Here is a 23,983-nt window from a genome sequence, read left to right on the forward strand (position 1 = left end):
GGGAGTGTGGTCATCTCACTTCCCCTTGGCGTGGATCTGCTGGACCAGGGAGCGCAGTACGGCGTCCGTGCGCGGCCCGTAGTTGAGCAGTACGCCGTCGTCGACGGCGGCCACCCGACGGTCCATCCCGGCCGGTGTCTGCGCCACGCCGGGGATCTTCACCATCCCGTCGATCCCGCCGACGGACTCCAGGCCCTTGGTCATCACCAGGATCACGTCCGGCGCGGCCTTGGCCAGCGCCTCGCTCGTGATCGGCGTGAAGTCCTTCGTCAGGCCCGACTCCTTGCCCGCGTCGATGCCGCCCGCCGCCTCGATCAGCGAGGCGGCACCGGACCCGGCGCCGCCGATGAGGTAGACGGAGGCCGAGCCGCGCAGGTAGAGGAAGGCCACCCGGGGGCGGTCGGCCGCCTCCGTACCGCCGTGCGGCTCCGTACCGCCGTGCGGGATGTCCTTCTCGACGGCCTTGATCCGCTGTCCGGTCCGGGCCTTGAGCGCGTCGCCCGCCGTCCGTACGCCGAGCGTCGCCGCCACCGCGTCGATGCGGGTGCCGACGTCGGCGAGCCGCGTCGCGGGCCGGAACGTGACGACCGGGACACCGGCGTCCCGTATCTGCCCGATGGCCTCCGCCGGTCCGGTGGTGGTGTCCGCGAGCACCACATCGGGCTTGAGTGACAGCACGCTCTCCGCCGACACGTCGTGCGCGCGGGTCACCACGGGCAGCTTCGCCGCCTGCTCGAAGGTGGCGGTGATGTCGCGCGCGACGACCCGGCCGCCGAGCCCGAGGGTGAAGACGATCTCGGAGAGGGAGCCGGTGAGCGGCACGATCCGGTCCGCCTTGCGCACCGTCACGTCGTGGCCGTCCGCCGACCTTACGGTCGCGGGCAGTTCGGTACCGGGCGCGGGCCCCGGCAGCGGTTCGACGCGGTCGGCGGCGGGCCGGGCGGCGGGTTTCGCCGGGGGAGCGGCGGCGTCCGTACCGCCGCCGCAGCCGGTGAGCGCGAGGGCGAGGGCGAGGGTGGCGGCGAGCGCCGCGGCGGGGCGTGACAGGCGTCGGCGGACCGGCTCCCGGAAGGTTGCTGTCACTGTCCCGCCTTTCTGCGTACGTCGGTTGACCGGGGCCGGTGGTGCGGGCGGGGCCCCGGTCGTGTCCCGGGGTTCCGCTTCGGTCGGGCTTAGCTTAGGTTAGCCTTACCTTAATCGCTAGCCCTGAAGGGGTCCTCCGATGCTGCCGTTCAGACCGGCCCGCGGCCGTCATCGCGGCCGCGCCCGCGTGCTCGCCGCCGCCTTCCTGGTGGCGCTGCTGGGCACGCTGCTCCCCGCACTGCCTGCGGCACCGGCCCAGGCGGCGGCCCGCACGGTCGCGGGCGGGCGGCTGGACTGGGGCATCAAATCCTCCTTCCAGTCGTACGTCACCGGGCCCATCGCCCAGGGCAGTTGGAGCCTGACCGGCGGCGCCGCCACGGTCGGCGACAGCCGGTTCCGCTTCCACTCCGCCACCGGCAGCTACGACCCGGACACAGGCGCCCTGACGGCGGGCTTCTCCGGCGGCGTCCACTTCACCGGCCACCGCAAGCCGGACGGCTCGTACGAGATGGACCTGACCATCAGCCGCCCCCAGGTCGCCGTCGCCGACGGCCGCGGCACCCTCTTCGCCGACATGACCAGCAAGGAGAAGGGCACCGGCCGCGTCACCACGGCCACCCGGGTGCCGCTGGCCACGCTCGGACTCGGGGGCGTCGACACCCGCGGCGGTAGCACGCCCATCGCGCTGACGAACGTCCCGGCGAAGCTGACCGCGCAGGGTGCGCGGGCCTTCGCCGGTTACTACACGGAAGGCACGCAGCTCGACCCGGTCAGCCTGTCGGCGGACGTGCGGGCGGGAGCGGAGTCCACTCCGACGGCGAGCCCGGAAGCCACCCCCTCCGACGACGGCGCCGGGGATGAGCAGCACGGGACCTTCACCGAAGCCGCCGTCGACTGGGGTGTCCGCCGCACCTTCCGCGAGTACGTCACCGGCAGCATCGCCCAGGGCAGGTGGCAACTGTCCGACGGCGCCCAGGACGGCGGCGCGCTCTTCCGCTTCCCGCGCGGCAAGGGCACGTACGACGCCGGACAGGGCACCCTGAAAGCCGACTTCGCCGGAAAGCTCCACTTCACCGGCAAGGACCTGGACCTCACCCTCACCGCCGTATCCGTCACGGTGCAGGACGGCCGCGGCACCCTCGCCGCCGACGTCACGACCGGCGGTACGACCACCGGGGGCACCCCGCTGGCCACCTTCGAGGCGAAGCGGCTCACGCCCGCGAAGGGCCTGATCAAGCTCACCGAGGCACCGGCGCAGCTCACCGCCGACGGCGCGAAGGCGTTCGGCGGCCTGTACCGGGCGGGCACGGACATGGACCCCGTCTCGCTCGCGGTCGCCGTCGACGGAAAGGCCCGGCTGCCCGCCCTCCCCGACCTCGGCACCGACCCCAAGGCCGCCGCCACGGACGGGAAGCAGGCGAAGAAGGCCGCCCCCGAACAGGCCGCGCCCGCCTCGTCCGGCTCCGCCCGCACCGTCATCCTCCTCGTCGCGGCCGGCGTGCTGCTCGTCGCCGTCGCCGCCTTCCTCGTCCTGCGCGCCCGCCGTCGTACGACCCCCACGGCGTCCCCGCAGGACTGACCCCGCCCGGCCCCCACCGCACACACCCCCACCCCACCCCCACCGCACTCTCACCCAAGGGAGACCCACCGACCATGTCCGCCATACGCCGCCCGCTCGCCCTCGCGGCAGCCATCGCCACCGCCGCCACCACCGCGGCCCTGTGCCTGCCGTCCACCGCCACGGCCGCCCCCGCGGCCGGCACCGCGGCGCCGAAAATCCAGCTGAAGAACGGCACGCTCGACTGGGGCGTCAAGGAGTCCTTCCGCAAGTACGTCAAGGGCATGGCGCTCGGCGACATCACCACCGCCGACGGCGCGCGGCAGGCCCCGGACAACGGCCCGTTCACCTTCACCGACGGCACCGGTACGTACGACATGAGCACCCACGCCGTCGCCACCACCTTCAAGGGCAGCGTTCGCTTCACGTCGAAGGCGCACGGCTTCGACATCAAGCTGGCGGACCTGAAGGTCGCCACCCAGGGCAAGACGGGCGCCATCACCGCGGACGTCACGGCGGCGGGCAAGACCCAGGACGACGTGGCCCTGGCCTCGCTCGACCTGTCGGCGGTACGGCCGGGCAGCGGCGCGGGCGGCGCGATGACGTTCGCCAAGATTCCGGTGAAACTGACCGCCAAGGGCGCGGAGGCGTTCAACGGCATGTACAAGGAGGGGCAGGAACTCGACCCGGCCACGCTGTCGGTGACCCCGGCGAGCACGTCCGGCCGGCCGACGCCCGGCAAGGACGGGCAGAGCGGGAAGGACGGGCAGAACGGGCAGAACGGGAAGGGCGAGCAGGGCGGCCAGGACGGTAAGGCGAGCCAGGACGGCAAGGACGGCAAGGAGGGGGAGCAGGCGGGCGGTGAGTCCGGCGGCGGGCAGGGCGTCCGTGCGGGTTCCGGAACCGGCGCTGGCACCGGCACCGCAACCTCGGGCCGGAAGTCGGCCGATGCCCCCGCCGCCGGTGCCCCCGACTCCGAGGGGACCGCTGCCTCCACGGCGGCCGCCGGGAAGATCGTCGACGGCACCCTCGACTGGGGCGTCAAGAAGTCCTTCCGCGAGTACGTCACGGGCCCCATCGCGCACGGCAAGGCCGAACTCGCGGGCGGCGCCGCCACCTCCGCCGCGGGCTACCGCTTCCCCAAGGGCCACGGTACGTACGACGCAGCCAAGGCTTCCCTCGCCGCCGAGTTCAACGGCTCGGTCCGCTTCACCGGGCACGAGGGCGTCCTCGACCTGAAGTTCAGCAACCTCAAGGTCAAGGCCGGTGGCACCAAGGGCACCCTGGTCGCGGACGTCTCGGCCAAGGCGCGCTCCAACGGCAAGGTCACCAACACGCCCGGCATGGCGGTGGCGGACCTCAGGATTCCGGCCGGTGCCCTCACCGCCAAGAACGGCGTCGTCACCCTCAAGGATGTGCCCGCCACCCTGACCGCCGCCGGTTCCCAGGCGTTCGAGGGCATGTACAAGCCGGGCCAGGCCCTCGACCCGGTGTCGGCCGCCGTCTCGGTCGACGCCAACGCCCAACTGCCCGCGGGCGGCGCCGCGTCGGACACCTCGGCCACCACGAGCGGCTCCGGCGACGCCGGCGGCACCGCGAGTTTCAGCAGCGGCAGCGGCTCCGGCAGCGCATCGCTCGCGGCCACCGGCGTCTCCGTGCCGAACGGCGCGCTGGCGGGCGTGGCCGCCGCACTGATCGTGGCGGGCGGCGCCGCCACCTACGCCGTACGCCGCCGCACCGCCCTGTAACCCGCGACCCTTCGGAAAACCTTCGGACCCACCCCCCACTTCCCCCGGGCCCCGCACCCCAGAGGCCGCCTCCCCACACCCCACACAGGCGCGCCCCGGGCCCAGGGGGCCGGCCGTACCCGCCGCGCACGCCTCCGCGCGGCGGGTACTTCGGCGTTCCGGCGCATCCGGCTCCGGGGCGGCCCGGTTCGGCGCACCCGATTCCGGCGCGCCCGCACCCCGGTGGACCGTCCCCGCCGTACGCGCGATGGAATACGGTCATGACCGCGCCGGAGGCCCCCGAACTGCACGTCGTACGCGTCTTCTGCGGCCCGGACGGCCGGGGTGGCAACCCCTTGGGTGTCGTACGGAACGGAGCAGCCGTACCGGGCCACGGCGCGCGCCAGGCGCTGGCCGCCGGACTCGGCTTCAGCGAGACCGTGTTCCTGGAAGGCGCGGGCAGCGGACGGCCCGGCAGGCTCGACATCTACACGCCCAGCGTGCGACTGCCCTTCGCCGGGCACCCCCTGGTCGGTACGGCGTGGCTGCTGCGGCACCTCGGGCAGCCGGTGTCCGTGCTGCGCCCGCCGGCCGGTGACGTGCCGGTTATGTACGAGGGGGAGTGCGTCGGGGTGCGCGGGCGGCCTGAATGGGCCACCGGGCGCCGTACCCAGGAGTTCGCGACGGCGGCGGACGTCGACGCGCTGCCCGGTCCGCCGCCCGGGGACGGTCCGCTCTACGTCTGGGCGTGGCAGGACCGCGGCGCGGGCACGGTACGCGCCCGCTTCTTCCCGCGTCGCGGTGACGGTGTCGTGGAGGACGAGGCCACGGGGGCCGCGGCGCTCACCCTCACCCACGAACTGGGCCGCGCTCTGGACATCCGGCAGGGCACCGGCTCCCGCATCCTGACGCGCCCGCACGAGGACGGCACGATCGCGCTGGGCGGCCGCGTCCTGCCCGTATCGCGGCGGCCCTGACGGAGGCGGCCCTGACGGGGGCCGCCCGCGCCTGTCGGCTCAGGCGATGCGCGTACGCGCGCCACGCGTACGCGTTACGCGCTCAGCGGGAACTCTTCCCCCAGCTCGCGGAAGACCGCCGTGTTGAGCGCGAAGGCCCGCTTGCACTCGTCGACCACCCGCTGCTTCTCCAGGTCGTCCACCGGCAGCGCGTCCAGCAGTTCGCGGTATTCGCGCTTGAAGGCGGCGGGGTTGGCTATACCTTCGAAGACGTAGAACCGTACGCCGTCGCCCTTGCGGGCGAAGCCCCAGGTCTTCTCGGCCGTGCCGCGGATGATCTGGCCGCCGGAGAGGTCGCCGAGATAGCGGGTGTAGTGGTGCGCGACGTACCCGGCGGGCCAGTGGCGGGCGCATTCGGTGACGCGGTCGGCGTACGCGGCGGTGGCCGGCAGCGGCTCCAGTCCCGTACGCCAGGAGGGGCCGCCGAGGTGGGCGAGGTCCCGCTCCAGTTCGGCCGTGCGGGCCAGCTCCGGGCGGATGAACGGCCCGGCGACCGGGTCCCCTGTGAGCGCCTCGGAGGCGTCCTCCAGCGCGCGGTAGACGAACCACAGCTGCTCGGTGTAGCGCCGGTAGGCCGGGACGCCGAGTTTGCCGCCGAGGAGATCGCCCATGAAGGACGAGTTCTCGGCCTGCGTGTGCTGCTCGTGCGAGGCGGTGCGGATCAGTGTGGAGAACGGCACCGATGCGGCGGAGTGCGCGGACGGGGTCGAGCTGGGCGCGGCCAAGGCGGACCTCCGGGGACCGATGGGGTGCGTACGAGAACAGATTGTGGTTGGTTAGGCTTACCTAAGTCAACCCGTTCCCGACGTCGTGTCGGTAACGTTTCCGACATGGTGTCGCCAACCTTACCGACGCCATGTCGTCAACCTTCCCGACAGTATGTCGGTAAAAATGCCGTGGAGAAAGCCCCCCCGGCACAGGAGCCGCGGGGGCCGGAACGGCTGTTACGGGAGGGTGAGGATCTCCGCGCCGGTCTCCGTCACGACGAGGGTGTGCTCGAACTGCGCGGTGCGGCGGCGGTCCTTCGTCACCACCGTCCAGCCGTCCTCCCACATGTCGTACTCGTGCGTGCCCAGCGTCAGCATCGGCTCGATGGTGAAGGTCATGCCGGGCTTGATGTCGGTGGTGTGGTGCGGGCTGTCGTAGTGCGGGACGATCAGGCCGGAGTGGAACGACGAGTTGATCCCGTGCCCGGTGAAGTCGCGCACGACCCCGTAGCCGAAGCGCTTGGCGTACGACTCGATGACCCGGCCGATGATGTTGATCTGGCGGCCCGGCTTGACCGCCTTGATCGCCCGGTTCAGGGACTCGCGGGTCCGCTCCACCAGGAGCTTGGACTCCTCGTCCACGTCGCCGCACAGGTAGGTGGCGTTGTTGTCGCCGTGCACACCGTTGATGTAGGCGGTCACGTCCAGGTTCACGATGTCGCCGTCCTTCAGGACGGTCGAGTCCGGGATGCCGTGGCAGATGACCTCGTTGACCGAGGAGCACAGGGACTTCGGGAAGCCGCGGTAGCCGAGGGTGGAGGGGTAGGCGCCGTGGTCGCACATGAACGCGTGGGCGACCCGGTCCAGTTCGTCGGTGGTGACGCCCGGTGCGATCAGTTTGGCGGCCTCCTCCATCGCCTGGGCGGCGATCCGCCCCGCGATGCGCATCCGCTCGATCGTTTCCGCGTCCTGCACCTCGGGGCCCGTATAAGGGGTGGGCGCGGATTTGCCCACGTATTCGGGGCGCGGGACGGAAGCGGGGACGGGGCGGGTGGGGGAGATCGTCCCCGGGGCAAGAAGCGACTGGCCAGACATGCCAGCGAGTGTATCCGCGGCCCATCGGGCAGGATGGCGGCACAGGAGTCGCAGACAGGAGGCCGTGATGGCGCTGTTCAAGAGGCGGACGGCCGGCAAACCCGGCGAATGGTACTACTGCCTCAAGCACGGAACGGTCGAAGAGGGCCCCGAGTGCCGCGCCGCCGACCGCTTCGGCCCGTACGCGACACGCGAGGAGGCGGCCCACGCCATGCAGACCGCCCGCGAACGCAACCTCGAATGGGAGACCGACCCCCGCTGGCACGAGAAGGGGGCGGAGGGGAAGGGGGCCGGGGGGCCCGAAGGGCCCGCGTAGCCCGGATGGCCCGCGCGCCCCTGCGGCTGCGAGCAGGATCCGCGCCCTGCGGCTGCGAGCAGGCCCCACCCGCCGGTGCCGCTACGCCGCCGGGACCTGCTCCTCCCGCACCCCGCGGGCCACCCGGGCCCGCACCGCGTGCTCGTTCGTCCGCGCGTCGTACGCCAGCAGCTTCGGGAGCGCCGCGGCCAGCGCCACCACGCCCGCCACGCACAGCACCCCGCCCGCCCACACCGACGTCCGTACGGACGTGACGGCCGCCATGCCGCCCGAGCGGACCTGGCCCAGCTGCGGCCCGACCGAGTACGACAGCAGCTCGATACCGGCCAGCCGGCCGCGCAGCTCGTCCGGAATGGTCTGGTTCCACATGGCCGACCGGAAGATGCCGCTGACCATGTCGCACGCCCCGGCCGCGGCCAGGCTCAGCAGGACCAGCCAGACGTTGGACGCCCAGCCCGCCGCGGTCATCGCCAGCCCCCAGGCCGCCGCCGCGTACAGCACCGCCCGCCCGTGCCGGTGCACCCGTGAGGTCCAGCCGCTGGTCAGGCTGACCAGGCAGGACCCGATCGGGAGCGCCGCGTACATGAGGCCGAGTGCCCAAGGAGCACCCAGGTCGTCCGCCAGGAACGGGAAGATCGCCATCGGGAAGGCGAAGAGCATGGCGGTCAGGTCGACGGCGTACGTACCGAGCAGTTCCTTGCGGCTCCAGGCGTAGCGCGCGCCCTCCCATATGCCGCGCAGTGATGGTTTCTCGGCGTCGTGCGAGGCGGGGGAGGCCGCCAGGCCGACCGCGAGCGCCACGGAGACGGCGTAGGTGACGGCGTCGATCGCGTACGCCCACCGCAGCCCCGCGTACGCCAGCAGCACACCGGCCAGGGCGGGCCCGGCGATGGCACCCACCTGCCAGCGCAAGGCGTTCAGCGCGGACGCGGCGGGCAGCTGCTCGTGCGGGACGATGCGCGGCACGATCGAGTCGAGGGCCGGGCGCTGGAGCCCGGTGAGCGCGCTGGTCGCCGCGACGATCACGTACAGCGGCCAGATCAGCGGGTCCGGCAGCAGGCTGTTGACGAGCAGGAGCACCGACAGCAGCCCGAGCGCCGCCTCGGTCCACAGGATGAGCTTGCGGCGGTCCATGGCGTCCGCGAGCGCACCGCCGTACAGGCCGAAGACGATCAGCGGCACGATCTCCACCGCGCCCACCGCGCCGACCGCGAGCGTCGAACCGGTCAGTTCCTTCAGCTGGAACGGTACGGCGACGAGGGTCAGGAACGAGCCGAACACGGTCACCGCGCCCGCGCACCACATCCGGCGGAAGTCGGCGGAGGAGCGCCAGGGCGCCAGGTCGGGGAGCACGGCGGCGGCCCGGCGGAAACGCTTCGGAGAGGGAGGGTCTTCTTCGGTCACAAGGGACCATCGTGCGGGGGCGCCGGGCGGCGGGCAACGGGATTATGGGCGGGCGGGCGTGGTGCACCCGTTCCAGCGGCCCGCGGGGCGTCCGCGACCGTCGCAACGCCCGCCCGCCGTAAGGGGCGTGTGGTCGAACGGCAGGTGGATTCCCGGTACCCGCAAGGTGACTTTCCGGTGCCGTACGCGCCGCGATGGCGCAGTCGGGTGGCGGCCCGCGCCGGACGTGTGCCGTGCCTTGACGGCCAGTTGGGCGCTCCCTATGGTCACGCTGACAGAGGACGTCCTACGTCCGGCCGTCGGGGAGGACCCATGGCTCTTGAGACTTCCCTTCCGTTCCGCGCCGGGTCCGAGGGCTACGCGAGCTTCCGCATCCCGGCCGTGGCCGCCACCGGCCCTTCGAGCGCCACCGCCCCCGCCACCCTGCTCGCCTTCGCCGAGGGCCGGGTGCACAGCGCCGCCGACCACGGCGACATCGACATCGTGCTGAAGCGCTCCGCCGACGGCGGCCGTACCTGGGGCCCGCTCCAGGTCGTCGCCCGCAACGGCTCCGGTACGGCGGGCAACCCGGCGCCGGTCGTGCTGGACGGCGGCCGGATCGTCCTGGCGCAGGTACGCAGCGCCGCCACCGCCACCGAGGACCGCATCCGCCGCGGCCTCGTCTCCGCCGCCGACGGGCGGCGTGTCTGGGTGCAGCACAGCGACGACGACGGCGCCTCGTGGAGCGCGCCGAGCGAGATCACGGCGCAGGCCAAGCGCTCCAACTGGCGCTGGTACGCCACCACGCCCGGACACGCCCTCCAACTCCGGCACGGCCCGCACGCCGGACGCCTCGTCGTCCCCGCCAACCACTCCATCGCCCCCACAGTCTCCGGCGACAACGGCACCGAGGGCCGCTACAACGGCGGCCACGTCCTGCTCAGCGACGACGACGGCGTGAACTGGCGCATCGGCTACACGGACAGCAACCCCAACGGCTACATCAACGACAATGAGACGACCGCCGCCGAACTCCCCGACGGCACCCTCTACTTCAACACCCGCAACGACTCCCCGGCCCCCGGCAACCGCGCCGACGCCCACTCCGCCCCCGCGGCCGGCGGCGAACGGCTGATCCGGCCCTTCCGGCCACAGGCGGGGCTGACCGGGCCCGTCGTCGAGGGCAGCGTGCTGCACCTGGACGAGCCCGGCGTGCTGCTCTTCTCCGGCCCCGCCGACCCGGACGCCCGCGCGCTGATGACCGTACGCGCCAGCCGGGACCGCGGCGTGACCTGGCACACCGCGCACACCGTCGACGGGCTCCCGGCCGCCTACTCCGACCTCGTACGGATCGACGCCGCGACCGTCGGGCTGCTCTACGAGACGGGCGACTTCGGCGCCTATTCGACGATCACCTTCCGTCGCATCCCCGTGGAGGAGCTGGCATGAGCACCGGTACGTACGACAGCGGCCGGGACCGGGACGCGGGCGGGAGCCCGGACCGTGGCCGGGTCCGCCGCCGCGCCCTCCTCGGCGGGGCCGCCGCGGCCACCGCCGGATTCACGCTGGCCGGCTGCGGCGACGGCGACGACGCGGACGGCGGCGCGACCCCGACGGAGCGCAGAAAGGGCCAGAAGATCCAGCTGTCCTTCTGGTCCTGGGTGCCGGGCATCGACAAGCCGGTGGACCTGTGGAACAGCGAGCACCCGGACGTCCAGGTGGAAGTGGAGAAGGTGTCCGCCGTCGACGGCCGCCAGTACGCCAAGATGCACGCCGCCGTCAAAGCCGGGAATCCGCCGGACCTCGCCCAGATAGAGTTCCCCGTCATCCCGAGCTTCCTGCTCGACAACGCCCTGATGGACCTGTCCGCGCTCGGCGCCGCCCGCTACAAGAACCGGTTCGTGGGCTGGCAGTGGCAGCAGTCGGTGTTCGGCAAGGGCGTCTACGCCGTACCGCAGGCGTCCGGCCCGATGGGCCTCTTCCTGCGCCAGGACCTCTTCGACAAGTGGAGCATCCAGCTCCCGCAGACCTGGGACGAGTACGAGGAGGCCGCCGAGGCGGTCCGCCGCCAGGGCGCCTGGATCGAGACGTTCGCCCCGACCAACGGCAACCGCTTCGCCGGGCTGGCCTGGCAGGCGGGCGCCAAGTGGTACGCCGTCCAGGGCGACACCTGGACCGTGCACATCGACGACGAACCCACCCGCAAGGTCGCCGACTACTGGGAGTCGCTGGTCCGGCGCAAGCTGGTCAAGACCATCCCCGACCGGCAGAACGCCTGGTACAAGGACATCCAGACCGGCGCCATCCCGGCCTGGATCGGCGCCAGCTGGGGCGACGCGCTCCTCGCGGGCAACGCGCCCGGCACCAAGGGGAAATGGCGGGCCGCACCCCTCCCGCAGTGGCAGAAGGGCGCCAACGCGCACGCGAACTGGGGCGGCTCGACCACCGCCGTCTTCGCGAAGGCCGCCTACCCCAAGGACGCGCTGGACTTCGCGCTGTGGCTCAACTCCGACCCGAAGTCCATCGCGCTGCTGATCGACGGCGGCTACGGCTTCCCGAGCGCGAAGAAGGGCTACGCGACCACCGATCTCGACGTGTACAAGGACTTCTTCGGCGGCCAGGCGTACAGCAAGGTCTTCGCGGACGCGGGCGCGCACGTCGACACCAGCTGGCAGTGGGGGCCCGGCGTGGACACCCTCTACCAGCGGCTCGGCGACGCCTTCACCGAAGCGCTCGGCAGCGGCGGATCGTTCCGCTCGGTGCTCCGGACCGTACAGGCGCAGACCGTCTCCGACCTGCGGGGCAAGGGCCTGAAGGTGGAGAGCGGCGGGTGAGCCGACCGGACCGGAGCCGGGCCGCCGCCGGTCACGTACGGCGGCGGCCCCGCCTCACCCGTACCGAAGCCCGCAACGCCCGCGCCGCCGCCGGGTTCGTCCTGCCCTTCCTCGTCCTCTTCCTCCTCTGCTTCATCGCCCCCATCGTCTACGCCGTCCACCAGAGCCTGCACCGCACCGAGCGCACCGGCCCGCTCGGCCTCGGCGGCCGGGAGCGCGAGGTCTTCACCGGCCTCGCCAACTACGCGCACGCGCTCGCCGACGACCGTTTCCTGACCGGATTCGGCCGGGTGCTGCTCTTCGGCGTCGTCCAGATACCGCTGATGATCGCCCTGGCGACCGTACTCGCCCTCCTTCTGGAGAGCGCGAGCGCGCGCGGCGTCACGTTCTTCCGCAGCGCGTTCTTCCTGCCGTACGGCGTCCCCGGCGTCATCGCCTCCATCCTGTGGGGCTTTCTGTACGTGCCGGGCATCAGCCCGCTCGTGGAGATCGCCGGGTCGCTCGGCCTGCACGTGGACTTCCTCGCCCGCGACACCGTCCTGTGGTCCATCGCCAACATCGTCACCTGGCAGTTCACCGGCTACAACATGCTCGTACTGATCTCCCAGCTCAAGGCCGTACCGGAGGAGCTGTACGAGGCGGCGCGCATCGACGGCGCGAACGCCTGGCACATCGCCCGGCACATCAAGATCCCGCTGATCCGGCCCGCGCTCGTCCTGACCACCGTCTTCAGCATCATCGGCACGCTCCAGCTGTTCGCCGAGCCGATGGTGCTGCGGCCCCTCGCCGCCACCATCGACTCCGGCTTCACCCCCAACCTGCACGCCTACAGCGAGGCGTTCGTGAGCAACAACCAGCACATCGCGGCGGCCGAGGCGGTGCTGCTGGCGCTGGTCGCCTGCGTGCTGTCGTTCGGCTTCCTGCGGCTGGTCGGGCAGCGCGGCGACGGGAGCGACCGGTGAGCCGGGACGCCGTACGTCCGAGCCGGGGCGCCGTACGCCGAGCCGCCGTACGCCGGATCCCCGTACGCCCCTCCGGCACCGCCACCACCACCCGCCCACCCCTGCGCTACCGCATCATCACCGCCTCCCTCCTCACCCTCGCCGCCACCTACTTCCTCATCCCCGTCTACTGGCTCATCGTCTCCGCCACCAAGAACAGCGCCGACCTCTTCGGCACGTTCGGCTTCTGGTTCGCCCACCCGCGCCCGCTCGCCCACCTCGCCGACGTCCTCACGTACGACCACGGCATCTACGTCCGCTGGTTCACCAACTCCCTCCTGTACGCGGGCGTCGGCGCGCTCGCCGCCACCCTGCTCTCCGCCGCGGCCGGCTACGCACTCGCCAAGTTCCCGTTCCCGGGCCGGGAGGCCGTCTTCAACCTCGTCCTCGCCGGCGTCCTCATCCCCGGCACGGCCCTCGCCCTCCCCCTCTACTTCCTCTTCAGCTCCATGGGCCTCGCCAACACCTACTGGGCGGTCCTCCTCCCCAGCGTCGTGAGCCCCTTCGGGGTCTACCTCTGCCGGATCTACGCGGCCGCCGCCGTGCCCGACTCGCTCCTGGAGGCGGCCCGCCTCGACGGCGCGGGAGAGGCCCGGATCTTCGCCGGGCTGGGCCTGAGACTCATGACCCCGGCACTGGTCACCGTTTTCCTCTTCCAGTTCGTCCACATCTGGAACAACTACTTCCTGCCGCTGGTCATGCTCGCCGACTCCGACCTGTATCCCATCCAGCTCGGCCTGACCTCCTGGACCGGGTACGCGGACCGGCAGCCGGAGCTGTACCAGTACACGGTGGGCGGCGCGTTCCTGTCCGTGGTGCCGCTGATGGTGCTGATGACCGTCCTCCAGCGGTACTGGCGTACGGGGCTCACGGAGGGCAGTGTGAAGGCGTGACAGTATCGCCGTCATGACTACTCCTGACGACGCGCGGACCGGCGACGACGCGCAGCCCGTGAATGTCGCGACCGAAGCCAAGAAGGCGCTCAAGAGGGACCCGTGGGACCTCCCCGACGTGTCCGGCCTCGTCGTCGGCGTCCTCGGCGGCACCGGTGACCAGGGCCGCGGCCTGGCCTACCGGCTCGCCCGGTCCGGGCAGAAGGTGATCATCGGCTCGCGCGCCGCGGAGCGTGCGCAGGCCGCCGCCGATGAACTGGGCCACGGCGTCGAAGGCGCGGACAACGCCGAGTGCGCACGGCGCAGCGACATCGTCATCGTGGCCGTCCCGTGGGAAGGCCACGCCAAGACCCTCGAATCGCTCCGCGAGGAACTGGCGGGCAAGCTGGTCGTCGACTGCGTCAACCCGCTCGGCTTCGACAAGAGGGGCGCCTACGCGCTCAAGCCGGAGGAGGGCAGCGCCGCCGAACAGGCCGCGGCCCTGCTGCCCGACTCCCGGGTCACCGCCGCCTTCCACCACCTCTCCGCCGTCCTCCTCCAGGACCCGGAGATCGCCGAGATCGACACCGATGTGATGGTCCTGGGCGAGTCCCGCGCCGACACCGACCGGGTCCAGGCCCTGGCCGCCCGCATCCCCGGCATGCGCGGCGTCTTCGCCGGCCGCCTGCGCAACGCCCACCAGGTGGAGTCCCTGGTGGCCAACCTGATCTCCACCAACCGGCGCTACAAGGCACACGCGGGGCTGCGGATCACGGACGTGTGAGGCGCGGACGGGCGGGCCGGGCGACGGGGACGGCAGACGGGCCGGGCGGGCCCCGGACGTACCGGCCCGCCGACAACCCCTTGTACACGCCTCCCTAGCCCCTTTATCCTGCAAGGCTGTCCACTTCCGTGGAGGGCTGTGTGCCCGGTACGGCGGGCGAGGGAAGGAGCGTGACCTCATGCGGCGATCGACGCGGTGGTTGCCCTGGCCGCCCGCCCGGAAGGTCCGGGAGTCCGGGCGGCGGGTTCCGGAAGGAACGCGATGTCCCGTACGGACAAAACGAAGCCACTGTGGATACGCCACGCGGAACACGGCCCCCGGTCGGTCCATGATCACCGCTACGGCCCCTGCGACCTGCCGCCCCACCCGACACGGACCCCCGCGGACACCCGCTGCCGGTGGGAACACCCCGGCATGATCCTGCTCGGCTCCACCTGCTGCGCGGGCTGCCACAAGCGCGGCTGCGTCAAGGAATGGCAGCGGTACACCAGGACCGGCAACCGCAAGCAGCGCTACGCCGCCCGACGCGAGGCATGCGCAGCGCACAACGACTGACCCGCCCCGGGGGCGGCCTCCGGGCCGCCCCCGTCCCCCTCGGCATCCGCTCCCACCCCCATGGTGGACACTGGAGGAAAACCCCATACCCCCCTGTACAGGAGCCGACCCCATGCCCCGCCTCGCCGTCTTCGCCCTCGTCGTCTGCGCCCTCGCCGTCGCCGCGGCCGTCGTCTCGTTCGTCCAGGGCAGCTGGCTCGGCATCGTATGGATCCTGATGGCAGGCATCTCCAGCAACATGGCCTGGTTCTACGTACGCAAGGCGAAAATGGACCGCGAGCGCCACACGGGGGCGCCGGTGGCGGGCTGAGAGCCTGCCGGGGTCCGGCCGGGCAGGTGCAAAAGCCCCTACCCTGGTGCCAGAGGTGGGTGATGCCATGTCTCCGGAGCTGCCGGACCTACGCCCCCACCTGATGCCGCCCGTCGGCCTCGTCGACGCGATCGGGCCGCCCGAGGAAGACCCACCCCGCAGCGCGCTGCTCCACGGCATTGACGAAGCGCACGCGCTCTACCAAGCCGACCGCTACGACTCGGTCGCGCGGCGGCTGCCCGGCATCCTCTCCGCCGCCGGCGGGAGCGTGCGCGCGGCCGACGGAGATGATCAACGGCGCCAGGCCCTGGCGACCCGTGCCCGTGCCCTGTTCCTGACAGGCAAGTACCTGACCCAGGTCCGGCAGTACGACTTGGCCTACCAAGCGCTGGCCTCGGGCATCCGGGACGCCCGGGAGACCGAAGCGACGCCCACCGCAGCCGTCGGCGTCATCGGCATGTGCTGGCTCCTGCTGCGACAGGACCGCTTCGCCGAATGCGCGGACCTGGCGTCGGACACCGCCGACGCGATGGAGCCCAGGATCTCGAAGGCGACACCGGAGGAACTCGCAGTCTGGGGCGAACTGCTGCTCCGCGTCGCCGCCGCTGCCGTACGTGACAACCGGAAGGCGGAGGCGAAGGACGCCCGCAGAATGGCCGCCACCGCCGCACACGCCATCGGCCGCGAACACACCGACTTCCGGACCCACTGGGGACCGTTCGGACCGGCCACGGCCGAGATCAAGGTCATCGAGGACCTGTCACTGAAGGGGGACGCGCGGGGCGTCCTGCGGCGCGCCGACACGGGGCCGCTCCACCCGGACAGCCTCAGGTCGCATGGCAGCCCCACCAGCAATGTGTGGGGCCGATACCGGCTGGACGTCGCACGCGCCCATGGTCTGACCGGCGCCCACCATGACGCCATCGGCGAACTCATGGAGATCTACCGGTCACACCCGGAGTGGATGCGCCACCAGCCGATGGCGCGTCGAGTGGTCGAGAAGGTTCTCAAGACCCGAACCCGCACCCCGACCGAGAACATGCGAACCCTGGCCTCTCACCTGGGTGCCGACGGCTGATCATGCTCAGAGCGCATACGGATCCGCGTGCATGGTGTCGTCGAGATGTTTTAGGGCGTCGCGGAGTCGCGGTGGCGCTTTCGCTGAGGCGAGCCCGTTCTGCACGGCTTCGTCCAGCAGACGCAGGGTACGTGCGGACGCGGTCTCGCCGACGGTGGGCACTATCGCTGCCACCAGTTCCTCGGCCTCCCGCCACGCATGGAGGTGCAGCAGGCAGTCCAGCAATCGGGCAGGCGCCATGCCCCGGTGACCGACAGCGGGCCCGCCTCGCCGCTCCGTGGAGAGCTGGAGGAAGTGCACAGCGCCTGCGTGGTCGCCCGCGGTCTGGAGCGCGTGCCCGTGATGCCCGTCGATCTCGTTCGGCATGATCCACCATGACCAGGCGGGGGCGTCCCCCTTGCCGTCGTACTCCAGCAGTGACTGCGCCCTTTTGAACGTCCGGCCCGCCTCGGTCAGGGCGCCGCACCCTGCGAGCCCCCTGGCCTCGCGCATGCGGAAGATCGCTTCGACTCGTGGGGACAAGCGGTCCTGTCCGATGACCGCGCGTGCCACGGCCAGCTCCTCGCGGTGTCTACCGAGCCAGCCGGCCTGCATCGCCATGTTCTGCAGAATGAGCAACTCGATCGACCGGTCACCCGACAGCCTCGCCAGGAACAGCGCCTCCTGGTTGAAGCGGCGAGCAGCGTCGTGCTGCTCGGCGTCGAAGAGGACCCATCCGGCGACCTCGGCCAGCTCACTCGCCGCCGACCTGATGTCGCGCTCGTACTCGGCGTCGTAGTCGCCGCACCCCAGCCGTCTGTGCACGCTCTTGAAGGTGCGTGCTGCCACGTCGGCGATGGGTAGTCCCGTCAACTCGTTGTCCAGAAAGATCAGTCGCTGTGACGCCTCCCGGATGGCCTGCGCGTACTCGGAGCCGTGCGCTTCGTTCAGGCGCAGCAACGGCACGCGGTCGTGACCGTCCTCGCGCAACCGTCCCACCGAGACGTCCAAGGCCGCGGCGATGAAGGGAAGCCATTCCCGGGGAATCCGCTTTCCCGTCTCCCATCTGCTGACTTCCTTCCGCGTGACGGGATCGCCGCGGACACCGGCGGCCTTGCAGACCTCACGCGCCAGCCACGCTTGCGAGCGCTCGCCCCGGAGGTGGCGGATGCGGGCCCCGATGTTTTCCGGCATGACTCCATACTGGCCGACACGCGGCCGACAAGAGGCCGACATGGGGCGGCTGTTGCGCGTGACGCAGCGGCGACAGAGTTGCCTCATGAACGAACACCGAGGAACGCTCGATCCGCCCGTGCATCTCATGGACCCCTTCGCGGAGAACCTCAACCCGGCGCCGAGGCCGGACCGGCATCCACGCCACGGCATTGCTGAGACGGTGAACAAGAAGGGCGGAGGCCACTCCGGCAAGCCGGATACTGCTGGGGGTGACGGTCACCGCGATAAGCCGCCGGGACCGACGAAGCCGTTCGAACCGCCGAAGAAGTGCGGGCGATGACCACGCAACGGCAGCTCGTCGAGACGTTGACATGCATGGGCGCGGTACCTGCGCAGTGGCTGGACACCGTGGCGGCCGTGGACCGTGCCCTGTTCATCCCCGCGGTGTTCGAGGGGCACGGCCTCGACGCCGCCCCGGAGGACCGGCTGCGGAGCGTCTACGCGGACGCGCCCGTCATCACGCAGGTCAACGACGGGAAGCCGACGCCCGATGGAGCGTTCCGGCTGTTCACCTCGTCGTCCTCCATGCCGTCGATCATGCTTGAGATGCTGGCGCTGCTGGCTGTCGCGCCCGGTCACCGCGTACTGGAGATCGGCACCGGAACGGGGTACAACGCCGCCTGGTTGTGCCACCGGGTGGGGGAGAGCAAGGTGACCACGGTGGAAGTGGATACGGCTGTCCGGTCTGCGGCGGTGGCGAATCTGAAACGGGCCGGATTCCAGCCGACGGTGGTACTCGGCAAGGGCCGTGACGGGTGGCGGGAGGGTGCGCCGTACGACCGGATCATCTGTACCTGCTCGGTGCGTGGAATTCCGCGGGCGTGGATCGAGCAGTGTCCCGACGGACGGATCGTGGCACCGTGGGGGAGCAGTTTCTTCAACGGCTCCTTTGTGATGCTGACCGTTGCGGACGGGGTGGCGTACGGCTCGTTCTCCGGAGATCCGGATTTCATGTGGGATCGCACGCAGCGCGGCGGCTCCGGTCGTATCGGGGAGGTGTGCCGGGCGGCGGAAGGGGTGGCCGGTGTCACTGGCATTCCGCCGCAGAATGTCATTCAGGACGATCCGGCGTTCTTCATCGGGCTGAGTGTCACCGATGCCCGGTACCGGTGGTGCGCCGCGGACGACGGGAGCGGAGAGGCCACTTTGTGGTTCCTCTCCGACGACAAGAAATCGTGGGCCACCGTCGAATACGTACCGGGTGTGGATACTTATGCGGTGGAGCAGTACGGGCCGCGTTTCCTTTGGGACGAGGTGCGGGAGCAGTTTCTGCGGTGGCACGAACTGGGGAAGCCCGAGCGGGACGGATTTGGGCTGACCGTGGACGGTGACGGGGAGCGCGTCTGGCTGGGCGGCCCACGAAATGTCGTGCGCGCTCTTCCGTAGCGTCAGAGGCGCCACAGGTCCGCAGCAGCGGGGAGCCGGTTCAGCGGAGTGCCGGCTCGCCCTGCCAGAACCTGAAGAGTTGCTGGCCGAAGTAGGTGTCCCAGTTGGTGATGCCGAGGGTGCGCAGGATGGTGTCGACCGCGTCGAAGAAGACGGCGTTGACTCCGGGGATCCAGAGCAGGCCGAAGACGGCGATCAGGCCGAAGGGGGCGAAGGGTTCGACCTGGTGGCGGATCTTGGGGGAGAGCCAGGGTTCGATGACGCCGTAGCCGTCCAGGCCGGGGACCGGGACGAAGTTCAGGATGGCGGCGGTGACCTGGAGGAGTGCCAGGAAGGCCAGGGCGTAGCGGAACTGCTGCGGTACGCCGTCCATTCCGCCGAGCCAGAAGGGGGCCGAGACGACCGCCGCGAAGAGGATGTTCGTCAGCGGGCCGGCGGCCGAGATCAGGCTGTGCCGCCAGCGGCCCCGGATGCGGCCGCGTTCGATGAAGACCGCGCCGCCCGGCAGGCCGATGCCGCCCATGATCACGAAGATCACCGGCAGCACGATGCTGAGCAGCGCGTGGGTGTACTTGAGCGGGTTGAGGGTGAGGTAGCCCTTGGCGCCGATGGAGATGTCGCCGCTGTGCAGCGCCGTGCGGGCGTGTGCGTACTCGTGCAGGCACAGTGACACGATCCAGCCGGAGACCACGAAGAGGAAGACGGCGAAGCCGGGGCTTGCGGCGAGCTGCCCGGTCCAGACGGCCCACCCCGATACCGCCATGACGGCGACGAGCGCGAGGAAGACCGGGCTGACGCGGCGGTCGGCGCGCTGTGCTGCTGTGGTCATCGTGTGGTGCTCCCGGTGTAGCTGTGTGGCGCTGGGGGGCGCTGTGTGTCGTGGTCTGTTGCGGTGTGGCGCTGGGTGACGCTGTGCAGTGTGGTGACTGGCAGCCTTGACCGTATCGGCGGGCGGGGCAGCCATGCACGGAAAACGACGGGCGGTGGGCGGGAGGTTCCGGGCAGTCTGGGCCCATGACGGATACGGGCGCGGGGCGGACGGCGCGGGTGGCAGGGGTGGTAGGGGCGGTACGGGGGGTCTGCCGCGACGGGGAGAGGGAGTGCTGCGGCACGCCGGTGGAACGCGGTCCCGAGCGGTCCGTGGGGTGGGCCGGGAGCGGTGCGGGTGGCGGGGGTGAACGTGCTGGTCGGCGTGGTGCGTGTGGCGTGATCTTCGGTGTGGGCGTGGCGCGCGGGGAGTGCGGGCCATGAAGCGGTCGCCCGTACTGGACAATGGGTCGGTGCGCTACGGAATCCTCGGTACGGCCCAGGCCCACCGGAGCGACGGTACGTCCGTCGCCCTCGGCGGCCTTCGCCTGCGCGCACTCCTCACGGCGCTCGCGCTGCGCCCCGGCCGCGCGCTCACCGCGGAGCTGCTGATCGCCGATGTCTGGGGCCCGGAACCGCCCGCCGACGCGACCGGCGCGCTGCAGGCCCTGATCGCGCGGCTGCGCCGCTCCGTCGGCCGGGACGCGATCGTCTCCGTGCACGGCGGGTACCGGCTGTGCGCCGAACCGTCCGACGTGGATCTGCACCGCTTCGAGCGGCTGGCCGACGAGGGGGCGCAGGCGCTGGCCGACGGCGATCCCGTCAAGGCCGCGGGCCTGCTCGACGACGCCCTCGCGCTCTGGCGCGGCCCGGCGCTGGCCGACCTGCCGGAGTCGGCGGGCGAGGCCGCCCGCGCGGCGCGCGGTCACCTGGACGCCCGGCGTACGCGGCTCGCCGCCGAGGTCGCCCTCGGCCGTCCCGGGCAGGCCCTGCCCGCGCTGACGGCCCTGTGTGAGGACCACCCCCTCGACGAGCCGCTCCAGGCCCTGCGCCTGCGCGCGCTGCGGGCCGCGGGCCGTGCGGCTGAGGCGCTGGACGCGTATGCCTCGGTACGAGCCGCTATCGCCGACCGCCTCGGCGCTACGCCGGGACCCGAACTGCGTGAACTGCACGCGGAGTTGCTGCGGGGGGAGGGGGACGGGGAGTTCGGGGCGCGGGGGGAGGCAAAGTCCGGAGGGGGAGCAGGGGCTGATGCGGAGGCCGGGGCGGAGGTGGAGACGGGGGGCGCTGCGCGTTCGGCCCTTGAGGTGCGTCCGGCTTCTGCCGGGGCCCGGCCCCTTGCCGCCGGTTCTTCCCCCGGTTCTTCTCCCGGTTCTTCTCCCGGCGCGGCCGGGCATGCACAGCGGAACGTTTCGTCTGCCGAGCGGAGCGGGGCGGGAGCCGCTGAACCCGCCGCCCCTCGCGCGGGCGACGCGGCCGAGCCGTACCCGCCAGCGGCCGATGACCCGTCCTCAGGAACCACCGCCGCGACCGGCGGCGCAGGCCGCCCCGCCCGCCCCGGCAACCTGCGGACCCGGCCGACCTCCTTCGTCGGGCGGGAGGACGACCTGGCGGTGATCAGAGCCGACCTGGCCGCGCACCGCCTGGTGACGCTGCTGGGGCCGGGCGGGGCGGGCAAGACGCGTCTTTCGCAGGAGAGCGCCGAGGCGGCGGCCGCCGCGGAGCCCGGTCTGTGGACGGACGGCGTGTGGTTCGCGGAGCTGGCGCCCGTGGACGACCCGCAGACCGTTCCGGAGGCGGTGCTCACCGCCCTCGGGGCGCGCGAGATCGTCCTGCGCAGTACCGCGGCCGAGGAGCTGCGCGCCGTTTCCGATCCGACCGCGTACGACCCGATGGCGCGCCTCGCCGAGCACTGCGCGGGCCGGCGGATGCTGCTCGTCCTGGACAACTGCGAGCATGTGATCGCCGCCGCCGCCGAGCTGGCGGACCGGCTGCTGGCCGAGTGCCCCGGCGTGACGGTGCTGGCCACCAGCAGGGAGCCCTTGGCGGTGCCGGGGGAGGCGCTGCGGCCGGTGGAGCCGTTGCCCGATCCGGTCGCGCTGCGGCTGCTGGCCGACCGGGGCGCCGCCGCCCGGCCGGGGTTCCGCGTCGAGGACGACCCGGTGGCGTGTGCCGAGATCTGCCGACGGCTCGACGGGCTGCCGCTCGCCATCGAACTGGCCGCGGCGCGGCTGCGGCTGCTCAGTCCGCGGCAGTTGGCGGACCGGCTGGACGACCGGTTCCGGCTGCTGACGAGCGGGAGCCGCACCGTACTGCCCAGGCAGCAGACGTTGCGCGCGGTCGTGGACTGGTCCTGGGACCTGCTCGACGACCCCGAACGGGCCGTACTGCGCCGCCTGTCCGTGTTCTCCGGCGGCTGCGACCTGGCCCTGGCGGAGGAGGTCTGCGGGGATGGGCCGGATGATGCGGGTGGGTTGGAAGCATCGGGTGGGGCGAGAGTGGCGGGTGGGGCGAGAGCTGTGGGTGGGCCGGCGGCCCAGGTGGGCGGGCCGGTCCAGGCCGGTGGCCCGGTGGGGGCGGGTGCGGGCGGCCCGCCGGTCCCTCGGACCCGTGTCGAGGCCCTCGATGTGGCCGCCCTGCTCGGTTCGCTGATCGACAAGTCGCTGGTGGTCGCCGCGCCGGGACGGGACGGGCGGATGCGCTACCGGCTGCTGGAGACCGTCTCGGAGTACGCCGGTGAGCGTCTGGACGAGGCGGGCGAGCGGCCCGCCGCCGAACGCCGTCACCTGGTCGCCTTCCGCGAACTCGCCCGTACCGCCGACCCGTTGTTGCGCGGCCCGGAGCAGCTGGCCTGGCTGGAACGTCTGGAGATGGAGCACGACAACCTGCGGACCGCGCTGCGCCGGGCCGTCGCGGCCCACGACGAGCACGAGGCGCTGTGCCTGGTGCTGTCGCTCCAGTGGTTCTGGTCGCTGCGCGACCACCGCGCCGACGCCCGTGCCTGGTCGGCCGCCGTGTCGGCCCTCGGCCCCGACCCCTTCGCGCTGCCCGTCGAACCGGCGCCCGCCCTGCACGCGCGGCCCATCGACGCACCGCCGCCGATGGACCCCGAGCAGTTGCAGGAGGCGCGCCGCGAGGTCCGGCTGGTGGAGCTGGCCAGTGTGGAGAGCGATCTCGAGGTGATGCGCAAGCCGGAGCGGCGCGGCGAGCTGACCGGCATCCTGACCGCGTACCGCAGCGGTCTGCCGCAGACCTGCAAGGTGCCGGGCGTGCTGTGGTACTACGCGGTGATGCTGACGGGCCGGTTCGCCGACCTGGCGCATCTGTCCGACGAGGCGGTGAGCGCGTGCCGGAAGTTCGGCTACGAATGGGAGCTGGCCTTCGTCCTCCAGCTGCGCTCCAAGATCTTCAACGACCGGCCGGCGGGCCTGGTCCAGGCCCGCCGGGACGCCGACGAATCCCTGGAGATCTTCGTCCGGCTCGGTGACGCGTGGGGCGCGGCGGAGGCCCTGTCGGGCCGCGGTGAGGCCCGCGAGGGCCGTGGCGAGTACGCGCTCGCCGCGGAGGACTACCGGGCGGCCATCCGCTACGCCGAGGACCTCGGCGCGTCCGGCCAGTCCCTGATGCTGCAGACCCGGCTGGGCAGCGTACTCGTCGAGGACGGCGCGGAAGCGGACGGCGAGCACCTGCTGCGCACGGTGCTCCGGCTGGCGAAGGAGGGGAACGGCGGCCGCGACGCGGCGCCGTTCGCCCATCTCACGCTCGCCATGCACCTCAGTTGCGCCGGGCGCCTGCGGGAGGCGCGTGAGCATCTGGGGGAGGTGCGCGAGCTGTTCGGGCAGCGCGCGCCGGAGATGTTCCGGGGAGTGGTGCTGGCGGCCATGGTCGCCCTGGACGTCGAGGAGGGGGAGTACGCCGACACGCTGCCCCGGCTCCGTACGGCGCTGTCGATGATGCAGGACCAGATCGTGCAGATGGTCGCGCCGGACCTGCCGGTCATCCAGCTCGTCACCGGGGCGCGGGCCCTGCTGGGCGTACGGGGCGCGGCGGCCGGGCCGGACGCGGCGCGGCTGATCGGCGCGTACGACGCGTTGCGCAGCGACTCGCACCGGCCGCCGCGGATCGTCCGGCTGAACCGGGCGGCCGCCGAGGAGGAGATCCGCGCGGTGCTCGGCGACGCCGCGTACGACCGGGCGTACGCCGAAGGCGGCGGCCTCCCTGTCGGAGAAGCCACCGCCCTCATCTGACGCGAGCCG

General features: G+C 72.1%; 20 protein-coding genes. 14 read left to right on the top strand and 6 right to left on the bottom strand.

Annotation, left to right across the window (positions count from 1 at the left end):
- Positions 1-15 precede the first annotated feature (15 nt).
- Positions 16-1,083: a heme/hemin ABC transporter substrate-binding protein gene (locus tag A6A06_RS15895; RefSeq protein ID WP_073761817.1), complete on the bottom strand. Its 1,068-nt coding sequence runs from the start codon at positions 1,081-1,083 to the stop codon at positions 16-18.
- A 139-nt stretch (positions 1,084-1,222) separates the two neighbouring features.
- Between A6A06_RS15895 and A6A06_RS15900 the strand changes: the two genes are divergently transcribed.
- From A6A06_RS15900 to A6A06_RS15910, 3 genes are all read left to right on the top strand, one after another.
- Positions 1,223-2,662: an HtaA domain-containing protein gene (locus A6A06_RS15900; RefSeq protein ID WP_073761818.1), complete on the top strand. Its 1,440-nt coding sequence runs from the start codon at positions 1,223-1,225 to the stop codon at positions 2,660-2,662.
- Positions 2,663-2,736: 74 nt separating this feature from the next.
- On the top strand, positions 2,737-4,389 hold the full coding sequence (locus tag A6A06_RS15905; RefSeq protein ID WP_073761819.1) for an HtaA domain-containing protein: 1,653 nt from the start codon (positions 2,737-2,739) through the stop codon (positions 4,387-4,389).
- A gap of 260 nt (positions 4,390-4,649) precedes the next feature.
- A complete protein-coding gene (locus tag A6A06_RS15910; RefSeq protein ID WP_073761820.1) occupies positions 4,650-5,345 on the top strand; it encodes a PhzF family phenazine biosynthesis protein in 696 nt (231 codons plus the stop codon).
- A 74-nt stretch (positions 5,346-5,419) separates the two neighbouring features.
- Here A6A06_RS15910 and A6A06_RS15915 read toward each other — a convergent pair whose 3' ends face one another.
- A complete protein-coding gene (locus A6A06_RS15915) occupies positions 5,420-6,109 on the bottom strand; it encodes a biliverdin-producing heme oxygenase (RefSeq protein WP_073761821.1) in 690 nt (229 codons plus the stop codon).
- Positions 6,110-6,328: 219 nt separating this feature from the next.
- On the bottom strand, positions 6,329-7,186 hold the full coding sequence (gene map / locus A6A06_RS15920; RefSeq protein ID WP_073761822.1) for a type I methionyl aminopeptidase: 858 nt from the start codon (positions 7,184-7,186) through the stop codon (positions 6,329-6,331).
- 67 nt (positions 7,187-7,253) lie between these two features.
- Here map and A6A06_RS15925 point away from each other — a divergent pair, with 67 nt between their 5' ends.
- Positions 7,254-7,502: a hypothetical protein gene (locus A6A06_RS15925; RefSeq protein ID WP_073761823.1), complete on the top strand. Its 249-nt coding sequence runs from the start codon at positions 7,254-7,256 to the stop codon at positions 7,500-7,502.
- 81 nt (positions 7,503-7,583) lie between these two features.
- Here A6A06_RS15925 and A6A06_RS15930 read toward each other — a convergent pair whose 3' ends face one another.
- Positions 7,584-8,807: an MFS transporter gene (locus A6A06_RS15930; protein ID WP_242440784.1), complete on the bottom strand. Its 1,224-nt coding sequence runs from the start codon at positions 8,805-8,807 to the stop codon at positions 7,584-7,586.
- Positions 8,808-9,218: 411 nt separating this feature from the next.
- On the opposite strand from A6A06_RS15930, the gene A6A06_RS15935 reads away from it, so the two are divergent.
- From A6A06_RS15935 to A6A06_RS15970, 8 genes are all read left to right on the top strand, one after another.
- Positions 9,219-10,334, top strand: a complete 1,116-nt coding sequence (locus A6A06_RS15935; RefSeq protein WP_073761825.1) for a sialidase family protein — start codon at positions 9,219-9,221, stop codon at positions 10,332-10,334.
- Complete coding sequence (locus A6A06_RS15940; RefSeq protein ID WP_073761826.1) at positions 10,331-11,719, top strand: ABC transporter substrate-binding protein; 1,389 nt, start codon at positions 10,331-10,333, stop codon at positions 11,717-11,719. The genes A6A06_RS15935 and A6A06_RS15940 overlap by 4 nt, the downstream gene beginning before the upstream one ends.
- The gene (locus A6A06_RS15945; protein WP_073761827.1) at positions 11,716-12,681 is read left to right on the top strand and encodes a carbohydrate ABC transporter permease; all 966 of its coding nucleotides are present in this window, start codon (positions 11,716-11,718) and stop codon (positions 12,679-12,681) included. The genes A6A06_RS15940 and A6A06_RS15945 overlap by 4 nt, the downstream gene beginning before the upstream one ends.
- Before the next feature lie 101 nt (positions 12,682-12,782).
- Positions 12,783-13,613 (top strand): carbohydrate ABC transporter permease, encoded by an 831-nt coding sequence (locus A6A06_RS15950; RefSeq protein WP_443333753.1) that lies wholly within the window; start codon positions 12,783-12,785, stop codon positions 13,611-13,613.
- A 13-nt stretch (positions 13,614-13,626) separates the two neighbouring features.
- Positions 13,627-14,376 carry an NADPH-dependent F420 reductase gene (gene npdG / locus A6A06_RS15955; protein ID WP_073761828.1) on the top strand — a complete coding sequence of 250 codons (750 nt, stop codon included), beginning with the start codon at positions 13,627-13,629 and terminating at the stop codon, positions 14,374-14,376.
- A gap of 261 nt (positions 14,377-14,637) precedes the next feature.
- Complete coding sequence (locus A6A06_RS15960; protein WP_073761829.1) at positions 14,638-14,931, top strand: hypothetical protein; 294 nt, start codon at positions 14,638-14,640, stop codon at positions 14,929-14,931.
- Between the two features lie 112 nt (positions 14,932-15,043).
- Complete coding sequence (locus A6A06_RS15965) at positions 15,044-15,241, top strand: hypothetical protein (protein ID WP_073761830.1); 198 nt, start codon at positions 15,044-15,046, stop codon at positions 15,239-15,241.
- A 67-nt stretch (positions 15,242-15,308) separates the two neighbouring features.
- Complete coding sequence (locus A6A06_RS15970; protein WP_073761831.1) at positions 15,309-16,319, top strand: hypothetical protein; 1,011 nt, start codon at positions 15,309-15,311, stop codon at positions 16,317-16,319.
- 6 nt (positions 16,320-16,325) lie between these two features.
- Here the strand turns inward: A6A06_RS15970 and A6A06_RS15975 are convergent, their stop codons facing one another.
- Positions 16,326-17,492, bottom strand: coding sequence for a helix-turn-helix transcriptional regulator (locus A6A06_RS15975; protein WP_073761832.1), 1,167 nt, complete (start codon positions 17,490-17,492; stop codon positions 16,326-16,328).
- Between the two features lie 318 nt (positions 17,493-17,810).
- Here A6A06_RS15975 and A6A06_RS15980 point away from each other — a divergent pair, with 318 nt between their 5' ends.
- Positions 17,811-18,920: a methyltransferase domain-containing protein gene (locus tag A6A06_RS15980; protein ID WP_073761833.1), complete on the top strand. Its 1,110-nt coding sequence runs from the start codon at positions 17,811-17,813 to the stop codon at positions 18,918-18,920.
- Between the two features lie 40 nt (positions 18,921-18,960).
- Here the strand turns inward: A6A06_RS15980 and A6A06_RS15985 are convergent, their stop codons facing one another.
- Complete coding sequence (locus tag A6A06_RS15985) at positions 18,961-19,749, bottom strand: site-2 protease family protein (RefSeq protein ID WP_073761834.1); 789 nt, start codon at positions 19,747-19,749, stop codon at positions 18,961-18,963.
- Between the two features lie 418 nt (positions 19,750-20,167).
- Here A6A06_RS15985 and A6A06_RS15990 point away from each other — a divergent pair, with 418 nt between their 5' ends.
- The gene (locus A6A06_RS15990) at positions 20,168-23,974 is read left to right on the top strand and encodes an AfsR/SARP family transcriptional regulator (protein WP_073761835.1); all 3,807 of its coding nucleotides are present in this window, start codon (positions 20,168-20,170) and stop codon (positions 23,972-23,974) included.
- The last annotated feature ends 9 nt before the right edge of the window (positions 23,975-23,983 follow it).

The sequence above is a fragment of the Streptomyces sp. CB02923 genome (assembly GCF_001905005.1).
GTDB lineage: Bacteria > Actinomycetota > Actinomycetes > Streptomycetales > Streptomycetaceae > Streptomyces.